This window comes from Streptomyces sp. NPDC051987, from assembly GCF_040680735.1.
Taxonomy (GTDB): Bacteria; Actinomycetota; Actinomycetes; order Streptomycetales; family Streptomycetaceae; genus Streptomyces.
In genome coordinates, this window is sequence record NZ_JBFAXI010000002.1 from 145,504 (window position 1) to 163,258 (window position 17,755).

The window sequence follows — 17,755 nt, forward strand, 5'->3', positions numbered from 1 at the left end:
CTAGGACACTTACCAGACGTTGGATTCAGTAACCGAACACGGGCAGCACGCCCGTCACCCGCCGAAACAGGCGGGAATGACTCCGTCCAGGATCAGAGTGTTCCGCACTTTCTTGATAAACGCTACAGTCTCAGCATCTCCTCTCCCCTGACATCGGGAGAGGCCCGAGGAGCCGCCGGAGGAGCCATGTCGCTGCTGCCACTCGACCGTCGCGCCCAGGAGTCACCCGACGAGCCCGCCCTGGCGGACGACCTGGACGTCCTGTCCTGGTCCCGCCTCGCCGACCAGGTGACGCGGACGGCGGCCCGGCTGCTGGAGCTGGCGCCCGGCCCGGAGGACCGGATCGCCGTCCTCGGTGACAACGCGATCCCGACACTGGTGGCCCATCTGGCCGGTCTGCGCGCCGGAGTGGGGACCGTCGCCACGTCCCGGAACCTCACCTCGGGCGAACTCGTGGACCAGATCATCGACTCGGGCGCGACCGCGATCATCGCCGGACCCGTCGGCGCGGGGGCCGCCCTCGACGCGGCCCGGGAACTGGGCCTGCCGGTGGTGGTGCACGGGACCCCGGCGCTCGGACACGCCTTCGACTGGGACCGGTGGCTGGCCGCCGCACCCGCCGAACACCCCCTTCCCGTGGGCCGGCCCGCCCGGCCTCCGCTCGTCTACACCTCGGGAACCACCGGACGGGCCCGCGGCACCGAAGTGCGCTGGGTCGGCAAACCGGTCGCCGACAGCTCCGCCTACCTGGCCGCCATGTCCGCCCGGCCCGGGTTCCCGCCGGGACCGCACCTGGTGTGCGGTCCCCTGCAGCACAACGCCCCGCTGACCTCACTGCGGCACCTGGCGGCCGGCCGGCCGGTGGTCGTCCTCGGCAGATACGACGCCGAGACGTTCCTGAGCCGGGTGCAGAAGTGGCGGGTGTCCTCGACGGTGATGGTGCCCACCCACTTCCAACGGCTGCTCGCCCTCCCGGACGAGGTCCGCGCCCGCTACGACGTCTCCAGCCTGCGGCAGGTCTCCCACACCGGCTCCGCGTGTCCGCCGGACGTGAAGCGCGCCATGATCGACTGGTTCGGTCCCGTGCTGACCGAGTCGTACGGCGCCAGCGAAGCGGGCACCGTGGCACGCATCGGCAGCGCCGAGTGGCTGGCCCACCCGGGCTCGGTCGGGCGTGCGAGGCCCCCCTTCGAGGTCCTGGTCACCGATGACGACGGCCGGCAACTACCGCCCGGCGAACCAGGACTGCTGGCCTTCCGGGCCCCCGAGGACCAGGGCGTCCGCTACCACGCGGACCCGGAGAAGACCAAGGCCGCCTACCTCTCCCCCGGCGTCTTCACCCTCGGCGACATCGGCTACGTCGACGCGGACGGCTACATCTTCATCACTGACCGGGCCGCGGACGTCGTGGTCTCCGGCGGGGTCAACCTCTACCCGGCCGAGAGCGAGGCCGTACTGCGACAGCACCCGGCGGTCTCCGAGGTCGCCGTCATCGGCGTGCCCGACCCCGACTTCGGCGAGTCCCTGCGGGCGCTAGTCGTGGCGGCGGACGGACCCCCGGCCGACGAACTCGACCGGTTCTGCCGCGAGCGCCTCGCCGCCTACAAGTGCCCGAAGTCGTACGAGTTCGTCCCCGAACTCCTGCGCAACGCGATGGGCAAGCTCGACAAACGCGCGATGCGCCGACCCTACTGGGCCTCCGAACGGACCATCGCCGGCTGAGCCCGCTCACCACTGTGCCCGCTCACCACTGTGCCCGCCCCCCTGTGAAGGATCACCATGACCGAACTCCTCCTCATCCGGCACGGCCTCCCGCTGGCCGGTGTGTTCGACCCGGGGCTGGCGCCGGAGGGCACCACCCAGGCCGAACATCTTGCCGCCTGGCTCGGGCACGAGGAGCTCGACGCCCTGTATGTCAGCCCGTACCGGCGGGCCCGGGAAACCGCCGCGCCCCTGGAACGGCTCACCGGCCTGACCGCCACCGTCCTCGACGACCTGCGCGAGTGGGACACGGACGTGTCCCAGCCCTACACGCCGCCCGAGCAGATCGGCGCCGACGATCCCCGGGCGGCGGCCCTCGCCGAGGGACGCTTCGAGGACTTCGTGCCCGACCTGGACCGGGATGCCTTCCGGGCGCGAGCCGTCCGGGCCATGGACACCATTCTCGACGCCCATCCCGGCGCGCGGGTCGCGGCCGTGTGCCACGGCGGCATCACCAACACCTACCTGGCCACGGTGCTGGGCCTGCCCACCATGTTCTGGTTCCACCCCGCCTACACGTCCGTCAGCCGGGTGCGGCGCATGCCCGGCGGCCGTATCGTCCTGCACTCGGTCAACGAGACGGCCCATCTGATCGCCGACCGTGCCGTGGACGCCGGCACGGCCGCCTGACCCCGTCCCCCCACCCCAGGAGGTCCCGGCCATGCCCGGATCCGTCATCGTCGCCGGCACCAGGACGCCCGTCGGCAGACTGCTGGGCGCCCTCGGCTCCCTGTCCGCGGTCGACCTCGGCGCCCACGCCATCCGCGCCGCCCTGGCCGCCGTGGACCTGGACCCGGCAGCCGTGGAAGCCGTCGTCATGGGCCATGTCGTCCAGGCCGGAGCGGGCCCCAACCCGGCACGGCAGGCCGCGGTCCGGGCCGGCATCCCCTTCGCCGTGCCCGCGAGCACCGTCAACAAGCTCTGCCTCTCCGGACTGCACGCCATCGCCCTGGCCGACCTCATGGTCGCCTCGGGACGTCACGAAGTGGTCGTGGCGGGCGGCATGGAGTCCATGTCGAACGCCCCCCACCTGCTGCGCGGAGCCCGGACCGGCTGGAAGTACGGTTCGGGGGCGGCGGAGGACGCGCTCGACCGCGATGCTCTGGTCTGCGCCTTCGACGGTGTCTCCATGGGGGCGGCGACCGAGCGCTACCAGCAGCCGTACGACCTGACCCGCGAGGAGCAGGACGAATACAGCGCGCTCTCCCATCAAAGGGCCGCCCACGCACGGGAGTCGGGGGCGTTGTCCGAGGAGATCACCCCCGTCACCGTGGCCGGGCGCCGGGGCGAGACGGTGGTCGCCGCCGACGAGGGTGTACGGCCTGGAACCACCGGCGAGAGCCTGGGGCGCCTGAACCCGGCCTTCTCCGGCACGGGCACCATCACGGCGGGCAACGCCTCGCAGCTCTCCGACGGCGCCGCGGCCCTTGTCGTGATGAGCGCCGAGCGAGCCCGGCGGGACGGCCTGGCTCCGCTCGCCGAGATCGGTGCCTACGGCACGGTCGCGGGCCCCGACCCCTCGCTGCTCGTCCAGCCGGCCGGCGCGATCCGTGACGCGTTGTCCCGGGACGGCCGGCTCAAGGTCGCCGACCTGGACCTCTTCGAGATCAACGAGGCGTTCGCCTCGGTGGCCCTGGCCTCCGTACGGGAGCTGGACATCCCCCTGGACAAGGTGAACGTCAACGGCGGGGCGATCGCGCTCGGGCACCCGGTCGGCATGACCGGCGCCCGACTGGTCCTGACCCTCGCCACCGAGCTGCGACGGCGCGGAGGCGGCAGCGGAGCGGCTGCCTTGTGCGGAGGCGGCGGCCAGGGCGACGCACTACTGCTGCACGTGCCGACACCGGCCTGACCCCGGAGCTGAACCGATATGAACGATCCACTGACCACGGTCGACGCGATGCTCACCGTGGAGACCCGCACCCGGGCCGCGGACGACGTCGTCTCCCTCACCCTGCGCCGCCCGGACGGCGGCCCGCTGCCCGCCTGGACCCCGGGCGCCCACATCGACCTGTTCCTGCACGACGGCGAGGGCGGCGAACTGGTCCGTCAGTACTCCCTGTGCGGGCATCCGGCCGAGCGCGATGCCTGGCGGATCGCCGTCCTGCGCGAGCCCGACGGCCGTGGGGGTTCGGCGTACGTCCACGACCACCTTCACGAAGGCACCGAGGTACGGGTGCGCGGGCCGCGGAACAACTTCCCGCTGCGGCCGGCCGAACGCCACCTCTTCATCGCCGGCGGTGTCGGCATCACACCCGTCCTGCCCATGGTCGAGGCAGCCGAGGCCGCGGGGGCCGACTGGCGTCTGCTGTACGGCGGCCGCACCCGGACATCCATGGCGTTCCTGGACCGCCTCACCCCGTACGGGGACCGGGTGCTCGTCCGTCCGCAGGACGAGTACGGCCTGCTGGACCTCGCCACGTTCCTCGCCGTGCCCGAGGACGGCACCCTGGTCCACGCCTGTGGTCCCGAACCGCTGCTGCGCGCGGTGCAGGAGCGGTGCGCCAGCTGGCCGCCCGGCACGCTGGGCGTCGAACGCTTCGCCCCGTTCCGGACGGCCGAAACCGGCCCGGCCGATGCCTTCGAGCTGGAGCTGGCCCGATCCGGGCTCACCCTCACCGTGGCACCGGACCGTTCGGTGCTCGAAACGCTGGAGGAAGCCGGCGTCGCGGTCGACTTCTCCTGCCGGGAAGGCACCTGCGGCACCTGCGAGACCGATGTGCTGGACGGCAAGCCCGACCACCGCGACACGCTGCTGTCCGAGGACGAACGGGCCGCCGGCGACACCATGCTCATCTGCGTCTCCCGCTCGTGCGGGCCTCGCCTCGTCCTCGATCTATGACGGCGAACACCTCCAGTTGGACAGCGACTCACCAGACAGGACCTCAGATGGACCTCATCAGCCGTCTCGGCGTCGTCGGCTGCGGCCTCATGGGCTCGGGCATCGCCGAAGTCGCCGCCCGCAGCGGTTTGAACGTCCGTGTCGCCGAGGCCACGCCCGACGCGGTCGAGGCAGGCCGCCGGCGACTCACCGCTTCCCTCGACCGAGCCCTGAGAAGTCACAGACTCAGCGAGGAGCAGCGAGACCAGGCCCTGAACAGGGTCTCCTTCACCCTTGACCTCACGGACATGGCCGACCGCCAGTTCGTCGTCGAAGCAGTCGCCGAGAACCGCGACATCAAGACCGATGTCCTGCGCGCCCTGGACAAGGCAGTCGAAGACCCGGCAGCGGTCCTGGCCACCAACACCTCCTCGATCCCCATCGTCGACCTCGCCGTCGTCACCGAGCGGCCGGCCCGGGTCATCGGCATGCATTTCTTCAACCCCGTACCCGTACAGCGGCTGGTCGAGCTCATTCCCTCCCTCACCACCGACGCCGACACCCTGCGCCGCGCGCGCAGTTTCGCCGAGCAACTGGGCAAGCAGGCCATCCAGGCGCCCGACCGTTCCGGCTTCGTCGTCAACGCCCTTCTCGTGCCCTACCTGCTCGGCGCGATACGGATGGTGGAGTCCGGCTCGGCACGGCCGGAGGACATCGACCGGGGCATGGAACTCGGATGCGCCCATCCCATGGGGCCGTTGCGCCTGCTCGACCTCATCGGCCTCGACACCGCCCAGGCCGTGGCCGAGTCCCTGTACGAGGAGTTCAAGGAGCCGTTGTACGCACCGCCCGCCCTTCTTCGCCGCATGGTGGCCGCAGGCCACCTCGGTCGCAAGAGCGGCCGAGGCTTCCACGTCTACGACACCTGAACAAGGGCCGGCCGCCGGAGGATCCCGCCTACGGCCCTGACGCGCTCACGGACACGACCCACCTGAGTCGAGCCGACAAGCCGTCGGGACGCACCGACAACGAACCGTGCGCCTGCGCCCTTGCCCTCGGCAGACAGCCATACATCCCATGTCTCAAGAGGCATCCCCTGGCACCATCGCCTCGTCGGGTGGTAGCACCTGCACCCAGATGCTAAGGGATGGGATGTCTCCTGGGTCGAGTTCGCGCCGGAGAGAGCGCACGCGCCAGGTGCGGGAACACACCGGATTCATCCCGCTTGCCTCCATCGAGGACGGCGGCGATCACAGACTCGACGTGACCCGCGCGGGCGCCTGGTGCGGGAGGGTGGCGGGCGCCCTAGGGTGGTCTAGTAGCTGCGCCTTCATGGCGGGAGAGTGACCGATGCCGACGGTACGCGGTCCGTGGCAGCGGGGTGAAAAGGTGTGAGTCACCTGTACACCGTCGCGTTCGACAGCTCTGCCGGGTCCGGGACGGGCCGGCTGGGCGGCAAGTGTGAGGCGTTGGCCGTGATGACCCGGGCCGGTGCTCCTGTGCCGCCCGGTTTCGTGGTGACCACGGACGCCTTCGAGGCACTGCTCGACCATGGCGGGCTGCGCCGGGCCCTCGACGCGGCCGTCGCCAGGCTCGCTGCCGAACCGGGCGCCGTGGCGGCGCGCGGCGCTGAGATCCGCCGCATCGTGGCAGAGGCGCCTGTGCCCTCCGAGGTCGCGTCGGCGGTGACGGCGGCGTACGAGGAGTTCTGCCGGTCCGTCGACTGCCCGGATGCCGCGGTGGCCGTCCGGTCGAGCGCCGAGCAGGAGGACTCGCCGAGGGCGAGCTGGGCCGGGCAGCACGACACGTTCTTGTGGATCCGGGGCGCCGATGCCCTCCTCGAAGCCGTTCGGCGCTGCTGGGCGAGCCTGTGGACGGACCGCGCGATCTTCTACCGCGCGACCCACGGGCTGTGGAAAGAAAGGCAGCGCATGGCGGTCGGGGTGCAGCAGATGGTCGACGCCCGTACCTCCGGCGCCGCTGTGACCGTCAACCCGGCCGACGGCGACCCTTCGAAAATCGTCGTGGAGGCGGTCTGGGGACTGGGGCAGCTCATGGTGTCCGGCCAGGTGACCCCGGACGCCTACCTGGTGGACAAGGTACTGCTCACGACGGTACGGGCGACCGTGTCGCCGAAACACCAGGAACTGGTCCCCGCCTCCGACGGGCACGGGCTCGTACGGCGAGACGTCGAGGAGGGCCGCCGGCGGGTGCCCTGCCTGGAGCCGCCGGAGGTCGTCGAGGTCGCCCGCCTGGCCAAGACCGTCGAGCGGTACTACGGCTTCCCCCAGGACGTCGAGTGGGCGATCGACCGCCACCGGCACGCCTCGGCGGGCGCCACCGCGGTGCTGCTCCAGACGCGGCCCGAGACGGTGTGGAGCCGGCCGCGGACGCTTGCCCCGACCAGCCAGGGCGCGGGCGTCTCCAGCATCCTCGGCACCATGCTCGGTCCGGGCAGAATACCCGCCGACGACGGAGGGACCGCGTCATGACGACGGCGTCGCGCACGGCGTTCCCGAGCCCCTACGAGATGACCACCCCCGCAGGAGCGGAGGGCTGGGAGGAGCTGTACCCGTACTACATGGTCTTCCAGCCCTGGCGGCGCTCGGCCGAGGAGGGACGGTTCTGGTTCCGCGACAGCCAGCACTGGCCCACCGTGGTCAAGCCGTTCGAGACGGTCGTCACCGAGCTCGCGCTCAAGGGCCTGGGCCAGTTCAACACCCGGTACTTCGCCGTACCGCCCGCGTACGGCGTCATGTTCCGCATCCACCAGGGCTACGTCTACCTGAGCCCGGTGGCCGCGCCGGACAGCCGGATCCCTGCCCGCGTGCCGCAGTTCATGGAACGCGCCGGCTACTACTACGCGCACTGGGACAGGCTGCTGGAGAACTGGAAGGGCAAGGTCCTCGGCACCATCCGTGAACTGGAGTCGATCAGCTTCAGCGAACTGCCGGAGGTCCAGCCGTACGAGGACGTCGAAGCGGGCAGTGGCCTGGGGGCCGGCGATGCCCTGCTCGGCGGGTACGACCGGCTCCTCGCCCTGTGCCACCACGCCTGGCAGTACCACTTCGAGTTCCTGAACCTCGGCTACGCGGCCTACCTGGACTTCTTCCAGTTCTGCAAGCAACAGTTCCCGGACATCCCGGACCAGGGCATCGCGGCGATGGTCACGGGCGTGGAGATGGAGCTGTTCCGCCCGGACGACGAGCTCAGGAAACTGGCGAAGCTCGCTGTCCGGCTGGGCGTCGACAGGGCACTGACGGTTCCCGATCCCGGGGAGCACACCCTGACCCTCCTCAGCCGCGAGCCGGGCGGCCGTGACTGGCTCGACGCCTGGCAGGCCGCCCGCGATCCCTGGTTCAACTTCACCTCGGGCAACGGTCTCTACAGCGACGACCGGTACTGGAGGGACACTCCCTCGCTTCCCCTGGGGTACGTCCGCGACTACATCCTGCGCCTGCGGCGGGGCGAGGCCATCGACCGGCGCCTGGCCGAACTCGCCGCCGAGCGCGAGCGGGTCACCGGCGAGTACGGGGCGCTGCTCGACTCCCCGGCACGTGCCGACTTCGAGGCGAAACTGCGCCTCGCCCGCCAGGTCTACCCGTACGTCGAGAACCACAACTTCTACATCGAGCACTGGACGATGGGCGTCTTCTGGCGCAAGGCCAGGGAGCTGTCCGCGCTGCTGCACCGGGCGGGGTTCTGGCCCGGCGCCGACGACATGTTCTACCTCACGCGTGACGAAGTCCGAACCGCGCTGTTCGACCACGCGTCCAGCTGGGCGATCGGCGTCGGGCCGGCCGGCCCCGGCCTCTGGCCACCGGAGGTGGAACGGCGACGCCGGATCGTGGCCGCGCTCGCCCGGCAAACCCCCGAACCGGCGCTGAACGAGCCGCCGCGAGCCATCAGCGAGCCGTTCAGCGTCATGCTGTGGGGCGTCACCAGCGAGCGGGTCCGGTCGTGGCTGGCAGCCCCCGGCGACCTGGGCGACCTGACCGGTATGGCCGCCTCGCCGGGCGTCGCCGACGGCACGGCCCGGGTGATCCGCAGCCCCGACGAGCTGAGCCTCCTCCAGGAGGGGGACATCCTGGTCGCGCCGGTCACGGCTCCGAGCTGGGCGCCGGCCTTCACGAAGGTCCGCGCGACCGTCACCGACATCGGGGGAGTCATGTCCCACGCCGCCATCGTCTGCCGTGAGTACTCGCTGCCCGCCGTCACCGGGACCGGCTCGGCGTCCACCCGCATCACGTCCGGTCAGCGGATCCGTGTGGACGGCACGGCCGGCACGGTCACCCTTCTCGACTGACCGACCGCCCACGTACGACAGGAGACGTCATGACTTCCGACAGGGCGGACCGCGAGCCGCTGCCGACGCTTCCGCTCGCATCCTCGGAGATACCCCCGAGCGACACGCCTCCCCCGCGCGTGCCGTTGACCGGCGTCCGGCGGGAGATCTGGGGCCGCGCCCTTCCCTACCTGGACGTGCGCGACAACGACGCCCATTCGCTGTACGCCTGCGCGCTGGCGGCCGCGCTGGTGGACGCCCTGCCGGGCACACGGGAGGAGGTGGTGCTGCCCGCCGTCCTCCTGCACGACACCGGCTGGAAGACGGTCGACCCCGCGGACATCCTGCCCGCCATCTCGGGACGGTCCGGACCTGCCGGGCACGAGACGATCCGCAGGCACGAGACCGAGGGCGCCGCCATCGCCGCCCGCATCCTCGCCGATGTCGGCTACCCCGCGCGGGACACCGAGCGGATCGTCGCCATCATCGACGGGCACGACACCCGCAGGGATGCCCTCGACCTGGACGACGCGGTGGTGAAGGACGCCGACAAACTGTGGCGGCTGACCCCGCACGGCCTGCGCACCGTCGGTGCGTGGTTCGCCCTGGACCCGGACCAGACACTGCGGTTCGTGACGGGACGTACCTACGATCGGCTGCTCACCGAACAGGCCCGTGCCGTCGGTGCAGCCCTCACCGCGCTGGCCCGCGCCGATCTGGCGTGGAGCGAAGCGGCGGGCGCTCGTCACGCCACGGATGATCATTGCGGTTGATTATGGACACGTCCGGCGGGAGTCTTGACTGCATGGACGTCTATCCGCCGATCGGAGTGGTCGTGATCGACCGGCGGGGCCTGGTCATCGGGTGGACGCCCGGAGCGGAACGCCTGCTCGGTCACACGAGCGCCGAGGCCCGCGGCCGGTCCGTGGCGGAGCTGCTGGACGCCCCCGCGCTCGCGGGCGGGGAGTCTGTCCGGGGTGGGGCGGTTTCCGGGCACGGTGAGCTGCACCCGGACCACGGCGTACGCCACAAGGACGGGCGCCGGCTGTCCGTGGCCGTCACCCGCTGCCCCCTCGCCCCGGGGGCGGACGGCACCGGCGGGGGGTCAGGCACCGTCCTGCTCATCGGTCCGCCGTCAGGGCCGGAAGCGGAGCGCCTGCGGCAGTCGCTGTCCGGCTGGGTCCTGCAGGACTCGCCCCTGGCGCTCACCGTGTACGACACCGATCTGCGCAGCGTGTGGCACAGTGCCGCGATGCAACGCCTCAGCGGCATGCCGGACGAGGCGGGACGCGGGCGCGGGCTGACAGAGGTACTCGCCGGCCCCGACGCGGTGGAGTGGGAGGAGCGGATGCGGCTCGCCATGGCCACCGGGGAGGAGCAGGTCGGCGAGCTCAAGGGCACCGTCCTGACCGGGCTCGGATCCCGGGTGTTCAGCGTCTCGGCGACGCCGCTGCGAGACGCGGAGGGCCGGACACTCGGGGTCTGTGCTCTCGTGGGTGATGTGACCGAGAGGCGCCGTGCCCGCGAGCGGCTCTCTCTGCTGAACGACGCGAGCCTCCACATCGGCAGCACCCTCGACATGGCACAGACCGCACGTGAGCTCACCGAGGTGTCCGTACCCAGGTTCACCGACGTCGCCCGGGTGGATCTGCTGGAACTGATCCTGCGGGGCGAGGAACCCGCTCCGGGACCGCTGGCCGGCCCCGCGCAACTGCGACGCATCGCGGAACTGACGCTGTCCGAGGGGGTCACCACGGCCCAGCAGACCGCCGGCGAGGCGGACGTGTACCTCGCCCACTCGCCGGCCGCTCTGTGCCTGGCCACCGGCCGGTCCGCGCTGTACCGGACCAATGAGGCCCCGCCGATCCGCAGCTACATCGACCAGACCCCCGAGCGGCAGGCGAAGGTCCGACGGCTCGGCACGCACTCGTGGATCCTCGTCCCGGTGAAGGCCAGGGGCACGACCCTCGGCGTGGTGTGGTTCACTCGCACCCGGGAGACTCCCGAGAGCTTCGAGGCGGACGACCTCTCCCTCGCCGAGGACCTGGTGGCACGGGCGGCGGTCTGCCTGGACAACGCCCGGCGCTTCACCCGCGAACGCGCCGCGGCGCTCACTCTTCAGCGCAGCCTGCTGCCGCAGCGGATGCCGGAGCAGTCGGCGGTGGAAGCCGCCTTCCGCTACCTCCCCGCCGAACAGTCCTCCGGCGTGGGCGGTGACTGGTTCGACGTCATCGCGCTCTCCGGAGCCAGGGTGGCGCTGGTGGTGGGCGACGTGGTCGGGCACGGCATGTACGCGGCCGCCGCGATGGGCCGGCTGCGCGCCGCCGTGCAGACCCTCGCCGATGTCGATCTCGCTCCCGACGAGCTGCTCACCCGCCTCGACGACCTGGTCCTCCGGCTGTCGGCGGAGTCCGGGGCCGACGCGGAGCCGGCGTGGGCGCAAGCCGCTGGGGACATCGGGGCCACCTGCCTGTACGCGGTGTACGACCCCGTCTCCAGGCGCTGCTCCATGGCGCTTGCAGGCCACCCGCCGCCCGCCGTCCTCGGTTCGGACGGCAGTGCCGAGTTCCTGGACGTCCCCGTGGGACCGCCGCTCGGGCTGGGCGGGCTACCGTTCGAATCGGTGGACGTCGCCCTTCCGGAGGGAAGCCTGCTCGCCCTTTACACCGACGGCTTGATCCACTCCGGTCATCGCGACCTCGGGGAGGGACTTGAGGCCCTGCGGGAGGCACTGGCCATGCCGATGGATTCGCTGGACTCCCTGTGCGACCACGTCGTGCGCGAGCTGCTGCCCGCGGGCCCCGCCGACGATGCGGCCCTGCTTCTGGTGCGCCCCCGGACCCTGGACGAGCGCAGGGTCGCCGTGTGGGACGTGGAGGCCGACGCCTCCGCTGTGGCGCGGATACGGTCGGACGCCGTCCGTGCCCTTGACCAGTGGGGACTTGAAGAGGCTGCGTTCGTCACCGAACTGCTGGTCAGCGAGCTGGTCACGAATGCCATCCGGTACGGGGACCCACCGATCCAGTTGCGGCTCATCAACGACCGCGTGCTGATCTGCGAGGTCTCCGACTCCAGCAGCACCGCACCGCATCTGCGGCGGGCCCGGGTGTTCGACGAGGGCGGTCGAGGGCTGTTGCTGGTCGCGCAGCTCACGGAGCGCTGGGGCACCCGGCAGACGGCGGCGGGCAAGACGATCTGGTGTGAGCAGTCCCTGTCCGCGGGCGACGGACCGTTCCCTCCAGTGGAGGGAACCGTGGCCGTCGCGGACGCGCGGGCGGCCGCCGTCGACCTCGGTGCCGCCGACGCCCACCCTGCCCCCTGATGTCAGTCCCCTCCGAACAGCAAGCGCCCCGCCAGGCCGAAGCCTGACGGGGCGGTGGTGCGAGAGTCTGGTGTGCCGCCCGGTGGCAGCGAGTCAGCGACCAGATCCTCGGGTAGCCGAGCCGATCAGCTCAGGAACCGACGAGCTGGCGAAGCACGTACTGCATGATGCCGCCGTTGCGGTAGTAGTCGGCCTCACCGGGGGTGTCGATGCGGACGACCGCGTCGAACTCGACGCCCGTGTCGGTGGTGACCTTGACCGTGCGCGGGGTGGTGCCGTTGTTGAGCTCCTCGACGCCGGTGAAGGAGAAGGTCTCCTCGCCGGTCAGACCGAGGGACTCGGCGTTGGCGCCCTCCGGGAACTGCAGCGGCAGGACGCCCATGCCGATGAGGTTCGAGCGGTGGATGCGCTCGTACGACTCGGCGATGACGGCCTTGACGCCGAGCAGCGCGGTGCCCTTGGCGGCCCAGTCGCGGGACGAGCCGGAGCCGTACTCCTTGCCCGCGAGGACGACGAGCGGGATGCCCTGCTCGATGTAGTTGCGGGAGGCGTCGTAGATGAACGACACCGGACCGTCGGGCTGGGTGAAGTCGCGGGTGTAGCCGCCCTCGGTGCCCGGCGCGATCTGGTTGCGCAGGCGGATGTTGGCGAAGGTTCCGCGGATCATGACCTCGTGGTTGCCGCGGCGGGAGCCGTAGCTGTTGAAGTCACGGCGCTCCACACCGTGCTCGGTGAGGTACTTGCCGGCCGGGGTGTCGGCCTTGATGGCACCGGCGGGCGAGATGTGGTCGGTGGTGACCGAGTCGCCGAGCTTGGCGAGGACGCGGGCGCCGGTGATGTCGGTGACCGGGGCCGGCTCGGGCTGCATGCCCTCGAAGTACGGGGGCTTGCGGACGTAGGTCGACTCGGGGTCCCACTCGAAGGTGTCGCCGGTCGGGACCGGGAGCGACTGCCACTGGGCGTCGCCGGCGAAGACGTCGGCGTAGGACTTGTTGAACATGTCCTCGCCGATCGCGTTGGCGACGACGTCGTTGACCTCGGCCTCGGTGGGCCAGATGTCGGACAGGTAGACCGGCTTGCCGTCCTGGTCGGTGCCGAGGGCGTCCTTGGTGATGTCCACCTTCATGGAGCCCGCGAGGGCGTACGCGACGACCAGCGGCGGGGAGGCCAGGTAGTTCATCTTGACGTCGGGGTTGATCCGGCCCTCGAAGTTCCGGTTGCCGGAGAGGACCGACGTGACCGCGAGGTCGTGGTCGTTGACGGCCTTGGAGACCTCCTCCGGCAGCGGGCCGGAGTTGCCGATGCAGGTGGTGCAGCCGTAGCCGACCAGGTTGAAGCCGACCTTGTCGAGGTAGGGGGTCAGGCCCGCCTTCTCGAAGTAGTCGGTGACGACCTTGGAACCCGGGGCGAGGGTGGTCTTGACCCAGGGCTTGCGGGTCAGACCCTTCTCCACGGCCTTCTTCGCGACCAGCGCGGCGGCGACCATGACGTACGGGTTCGAGGTGTTGGTGCAGGAGGTGATCGCGGCGACGGTGACGGCGCCGTGGTCCAGCTCGTAGGTGGTGCCGTCGGGGGCGGTCACCTGAACCGGGTTGGACGGGACGCCGTTGGGCGCGACGGCCGGGGCGTCGGAGGCCGGGAAGGACTCCTTGCCGGACTCGTCCACGGAGTCGACGTAGTTGAGGACGTCCGACTTGAACTGCTGGGCGGCGTTAGCGAGGACGATGCGGTCCTGCGGGCGCTTGGGGCCGGCGATGGAGGGGACGACCGTGGAGAGGTCCAGCTCCAGCTTCTCGGAGAAGTCAGGCTCGGCCTTCGGGTCCAGCCAGAGACCCTGCTCCTTGGCGTACGCCTCGACGAGCGCGACCTGCTGGTCGCTGCGGCCGGTCAGGCGCAGGTAGTTCAGGGTCTCGTCGTCGATCGGGAAGATCGCGGCGGTGGAGCCGAACTCCGGCGACATGTTGCCGATGGTGGCGCGGTTGGCGAGGCTCGTGGCCGCCACGCCCTCGCCGTAGAACTCGACGAACTTGCCGACGACGCCGTGCTTGCGCAGCATCTCGGTGATGGTGAGGACGAGGTCGGTCGCGGTGGTGCCGGGCTTGAGCTCACCGGTCAGCTTGAAGCCGACGACGCGCGGGATGAGCATGGAGACCGGCTGGCCGAGCATGGCCGCCTCGGCCTCGATGCCGCCGACGCCCCAGCCGAGCACGCCGAGGCCGTTGACCATGGTGGTGTGCGAGTCGGTGCCGACCAGGGTGTCCGGGTAGGCCTGGCCGTTACGGACCATGACGGTGCGGGCCAGGTGCTCGATGTTCACCTGGTGGACGATGCCGGTGCCCGGCGGGACGACCTTGAACTCGTCGAACGCGGTCTGCCCCCAGCGCAGGAACTGGTAGCGCTCCTTGTTGCGGCCGTACTCCAGCTCGACGTTCTGCTTGAAGGCGTCGTTGGTGCCGAACTTGTCGGCGATGACGGAGTGGTCGATGACCAGCTCGGCCGGGGCCAGCGGGTTGATCTTCGCCGGGTCGCCGCCCAGCTCCTTCACGGCCTCACGCATGGTGGCGAGGTCCACGACACAGGGGACGCCGGTGAAGTCCTGCATGATCACGCGGGCCGGCGTGAACTGGATCTCCTGGCTGGGCTGGGCCTGCGAGTCCCAGCCGCCGAGGGCGCGGATGTGGTCGGCGGTGATGTTCGCGCCGTCCTCCGTGCGGAGCAGGTTCTCCAGCAGCACCTTCAGGCTGTACGGAAGGCGAGCCGAGCCTTCCACCTTGTCCAGCCGGAAGATCTCGTACGACTCGTCGCCCACCTGCAGCGTGCTGCGGGCGTCGAAGCTGTTCGCCGACACGACAGTCTCCTTCATTGATGTGCGCGTACCACCGTCAATCGTGCCGCCACGCCGACTTGGCCGAGCCAGTCAGGTCAGACTAAGTTAGGCATGCCTTACCGGGCTGGCGGCGACGGTGCGCCTAGGCAGATATCTCGATGTCGAGATAACTCTAGTACACGGGCGCCGAATGGTCATGCCCGGACCCGCTGTGTTCGCCGTCATCCCGCCGAGGCGTCCACCGGCGGACCCGGCCACAGGGCTCCGGCCGACTGAGGGCGCCACCTCGGGGTAGCCGACGGTGGAGTCGGCAAAGCCTCACAGCGATGTGGAAGGAGCCCCATGGCCCTCACGTTCCGCAAGAGTTTCCGGATCCTGCCGGGCGTGCGCCTGAACATCAACCGGCACTCGTGGTCCATCACCACCGGCGGCGACCACGGGCCGCGGTACACGCGCAGCAGTACGGGAAGGCGTACGACGTCGATGGATCTGCCGGGCCCCTTCGGCTGGCGCCGCACCAGGACCCGGCGCCGGTGACCGGGACACCCGTACGGCGGAATCATCGGCGTGTCGGAAAATACGCCGGCTCATGGCATGCCGGATCTTTCCCGAGACGGGGCCGACCCGGCCGCGGAGGGCATCCGGGTACGTCCGCCGCGCGACGGGCCGTCCGGCCGGGGCCGCTTGACACGGCATCACCCGAATGGACCCCCTGCCGGGCACCATCTCATATCTGAGATAACCTCTGCCTCATGGCAGACGACTACCTCGTACGCATCGGCAAGCTCATCCGTGACGCCCGGCAACATCGCGGCTGGACACAGAGTCAGCTCGCGGAGGCGCTCGGCACCAGTCAGAGCGCCGTCAACCGCATCGAGCGGGGCAACCAAAACATCAGCCTTGAGATGATCGCTCGAATCGGTGAAGCCCTGGACAGCGAGATCGTCTCACTGGGCTACGCGGGCCCGATGCATCTGCGGGTGGTGGGCGGCCGCCGGCTGTCCGGCGCGATCGACGTGAAGACCAGCAAGAACGCGTGCGTGGCCCTGCTGTGCGCCTCACTGCTCAACAAGGGGCGCACGGTGCTGAGGCGGGTGGCCCGGATCGAGGAGGTGTACCGCCTGCTGGAGGTGCTCACCTCGATCGGCGTGCGCACCCGCTGGATCAACGACGGCGTCGATCTGGAGCTGGTGCCGCCGGCCGACCTCGACATGGACTCCATCGACGCCGAGGCCGCCGTCCGCACCCGCTCGATCATCATGTTCTTCGGCCCGCTGCTGCACCGCATGGACCAGTTCAAGCTGCCCTACGCCGGCGGCTGCGACCTGGGCACCCGGACCATCGAGCCGCACATGATCGCGCTGCGCCGGTTCGGCCTGGACATCGCCGCGACCGAGGGGCAGTACCACGCCCGGGTCGACCGCGCGATCCGCCCCGACCGCCCGATCGTGCTGACCGAGCGCGGCGACACGGTGACCGAGAACGCGCTGCTGGCCGCGGCCCGCCACGACGGCGTCACGGTCATCCGCAACGCGTCCTCCAACTACATGGTCCAGGACCTGTGCTTCTTCCTGGAGGCGCTCGGCGTCCGGGTCGAGGGCATCGGCACCACGACCCTGACCGTGCACGGCGTCCCGAACATCGACGTCGACGTGGACTACTCCCCCTCCGAGGACCCGGTGGAGGCGATGAGCCTGCTGGCGGCGGCGGTCGTCACCGAGTCGGAGCTGACGGTCCGTCGCGTTCCGATCGAGTTCCTGGAGATCGAGCTCGCCGTCCTGGAGGAGATGGGCCTCGACCACGACCGCAGCCCCGAGTACTGCGCGGACAACGGCCGTACCCGCCTGATCGACCTCACCGTCCGCCCCTCCAAGCTGGAGGCGCCGATCGACAAGATCCACCCCATGCCGTTCCCCGGCCTGAACATCGACAACGTCCCGTTCTTCGCCGCCATCGCCGCGGTCGCCCAGGGCAAGACGCTGATCCACGACTGGGTGTACGACAACCGCGCGATCTACCTGACCGACCTCAACCGCCTCGGCGGCCGCCTCCAGCTCCTCGACCCGCACCGGGTCCTGGTGGAGGGCCCGACCCGCTGGCGCGCCGCCGAGATGATGTGCCCGCCGGCGCTGCGTCCCGCCGTGGTCGTGCTGCTGGCCATGATGGCGGCCGAGGGCACGTCCGTGCTGCGCAACGTGTACGTCATCAACCGCGGTTACGAGGACCTCGCCGAACGCCTCAACTCGGTCGGGGCACAGATCGAGATCTTCCGGGACATCTGACCGGCGCAATGTCGTGCCCCTTGAAGGCAAGGGGCACGACACCTCAACAGGCCAGCTGACCTGCGGGTACTCACCTTCACGACCCTTCATTGATCACTGTTGTTTTTCAGCTCATTGTGCAACGCACGCGCAAGATGATCTTGAATGGTTGACGGTGCGTCAGAGGTGTCTGAGTACCCGGCAGCCTTTACGGAGAGTTGTCGTCGAAGTGGCCTGGCAACGTCCGAGGAGCGGCGGTGACGGTGGTGCCCCACGTCCCCGTCGGCGACCGGCAAGTGCGGTTCGTGTTGATGCAGTCGCCGCCCACGAAGTATCGGCCCATGTTCAATCCGCACCTGTACTCGTTGGTCGCGGCGATCCGTGCGGCTCGGCCGGACGTCGGTGCAGCCGTCCCGGCGCGGCAGTCCGCCAGGCGTCCTGCTGAGGCGGGCCGGACAAGGCCGGTGTTGCATCGACT

The 17,755-nt window shown here is 70.5% G+C and carries 12 protein-coding genes; 11 read left to right on the forward strand and 1 reads right to left on the reverse strand.

What is annotated here, in order from left to right; translation table 11 throughout:
* The first annotated feature begins 186 nt into the window (after positions 1-186).
* The 9 genes from AB0M11_RS01680 to AB0M11_RS01720 all read left to right on the forward strand — a co-directional run bounded on the left by AB0M11_RS01680 (position 187) and on the right by AB0M11_RS01720 (position 12,189).
* Positions 187-1,722, forward strand: coding sequence for an AMP-binding protein (locus tag AB0M11_RS01680; RefSeq protein ID WP_365700200.1), 1,536 nt, complete (start codon positions 187-189; stop codon positions 1,720-1,722).
* A 57-nt stretch (positions 1,723-1,779) separates the two neighbouring features.
* Complete coding sequence (locus tag AB0M11_RS01685) at positions 1,780-2,391, forward strand: histidine phosphatase family protein (protein WP_365700202.1); 612 nt, start codon at positions 1,780-1,782, stop codon at positions 2,389-2,391.
* A gap of 31 nt (positions 2,392-2,422) precedes the next feature.
* Positions 2,423-3,613 (forward strand): acetyl-CoA C-acyltransferase, encoded by a 1,191-nt coding sequence (locus tag AB0M11_RS01690; protein WP_365700204.1) that lies wholly within the window; start codon positions 2,423-2,425, stop codon positions 3,611-3,613.
* A gap of 18 nt (positions 3,614-3,631) precedes the next feature.
* Positions 3,632-4,603 carry a PDR/VanB family oxidoreductase gene (locus AB0M11_RS01695; RefSeq protein ID WP_365700206.1) on the forward strand — a complete coding sequence of 324 codons (972 nt, stop codon included), beginning with the start codon at positions 3,632-3,634 and terminating at the stop codon, positions 4,601-4,603.
* Between the two features lie 47 nt (positions 4,604-4,650).
* Positions 4,651-5,511 carry a 3-hydroxybutyryl-CoA dehydrogenase gene (locus tag AB0M11_RS01700; protein ID WP_365700208.1) on the forward strand — a complete coding sequence of 287 codons (861 nt, stop codon included), beginning with the start codon at positions 4,651-4,653 and terminating at the stop codon, positions 5,509-5,511.
* Positions 5,512-5,973: 462 nt separating this feature from the next.
* Complete coding sequence (locus AB0M11_RS01705) at positions 5,974-7,074, forward strand: PEP/pyruvate-binding domain-containing protein (protein ID WP_365700210.1); 1,101 nt, start codon at positions 5,974-5,976, stop codon at positions 7,072-7,074.
* Entirely contained in the window at positions 7,071-8,888 is a 1,818-nt protein-coding gene (locus AB0M11_RS01710; RefSeq protein WP_365700212.1) for a PEP-utilizing enzyme, read from the forward strand. The genes AB0M11_RS01705 and AB0M11_RS01710 overlap by 4 nt, the downstream gene beginning before the upstream one ends.
* A 29-nt stretch (positions 8,889-8,917) precedes the next feature.
* Positions 8,918-9,640, forward strand: a complete 723-nt coding sequence (locus AB0M11_RS01715) for an HD domain-containing protein (protein ID WP_365700214.1) — start codon at positions 8,918-8,920, stop codon at positions 9,638-9,640.
* Between the two features lie 32 nt (positions 9,641-9,672).
* Positions 9,673-12,189 (forward strand): SpoIIE family protein phosphatase, encoded by a 2,517-nt coding sequence (locus tag AB0M11_RS01720; protein ID WP_365700216.1) that lies wholly within the window; start codon positions 9,673-9,675, stop codon positions 12,187-12,189.
* A gap of 130 nt (positions 12,190-12,319) precedes the next feature.
* Here the strand turns inward: AB0M11_RS01720 and acnA are convergent, their stop codons facing one another.
* Positions 12,320-15,037: an aconitate hydratase AcnA gene (acnA, locus tag AB0M11_RS01725; protein WP_365700218.1), complete on the reverse strand. Its 2,718-nt coding sequence runs from the start codon at positions 15,035-15,037 to the stop codon at positions 12,320-12,322.
* Between the two features lie 321 nt (positions 15,038-15,358).
* Between acnA and AB0M11_RS01730 the strand changes: the two genes are divergently transcribed.
* Positions 15,359-15,553: a DUF4236 domain-containing protein gene (locus AB0M11_RS01730; protein WP_365700220.1), complete on the forward strand. Its 195-nt coding sequence runs from the start codon at positions 15,359-15,361 to the stop codon at positions 15,551-15,553.
* 215 nt (positions 15,554-15,768) lie between these two features.
* Positions 15,769-17,298 carry a UDP-N-acetylglucosamine 1-carboxyvinyltransferase gene (locus AB0M11_RS01735; RefSeq protein WP_365700222.1) on the forward strand — a complete coding sequence of 510 codons (1,530 nt, stop codon included), beginning with the start codon at positions 15,769-15,771 and terminating at the stop codon, positions 17,296-17,298.
* Positions 17,299-17,755 lie beyond the last annotated feature (457 nt).

Bases quoted from the DNA above. Each gene is read 5' to 3' on its own strand.
- AB0M11_RS01685 (WP_365700202.1), top strand. From the start codon at position 1,780: ATGACCGAACTCCTCCTCATCCGGCACGGCCTCCCGCTGGCCGGTGTG.
- AB0M11_RS01680 (WP_365700200.1), top strand. From the start codon at position 187: ATGTCGCTGCTGCCACTCGACCGTCGCGCCCAGGAGTCACCCGACGAG.
- AB0M11_RS01690 (WP_365700204.1), top strand. From the start codon at position 2,423: ATGCCCGGATCCGTCATCGTCGCCGGCACCAGGACGCCCGTCGGCAGA.
- AB0M11_RS01695 (WP_365700206.1), top strand. From the start codon at position 3,632: ATGAACGATCCACTGACCACGGTCGACGCGATGCTCACCGTGGAGACC.
- AB0M11_RS01700 (WP_365700208.1), top strand. From the start codon at position 4,651: ATGGACCTCATCAGCCGTCTCGGCGTCGTCGGCTGCGGCCTCATGGGC.
- AB0M11_RS01730 (WP_365700220.1), top strand. From the start codon at position 15,359: ATGGCCCTCACGTTCCGCAAGAGTTTCCGGATCCTGCCGGGCGTGCGC.
- AB0M11_RS01710 (WP_365700212.1), top strand. From the start codon at position 7,071: ATGACGACGGCGTCGCGCACGGCGTTCCCGAGCCCCTACGAGATGACC.
- AB0M11_RS01735 (WP_365700222.1), top strand. From the start codon at position 15,769: ATGGCAGACGACTACCTCGTACGCATCGGCAAGCTCATCCGTGACGCC.
- AB0M11_RS01720 (WP_365700216.1), top strand. From the start codon at position 9,673: ATGGACGTCTATCCGCCGATCGGAGTGGTCGTGATCGACCGGCGGGGC.
- AB0M11_RS01715 (WP_365700214.1), top strand. From the start codon at position 8,918: ATGACTTCCGACAGGGCGGACCGCGAGCCGCTGCCGACGCTTCCGCTC.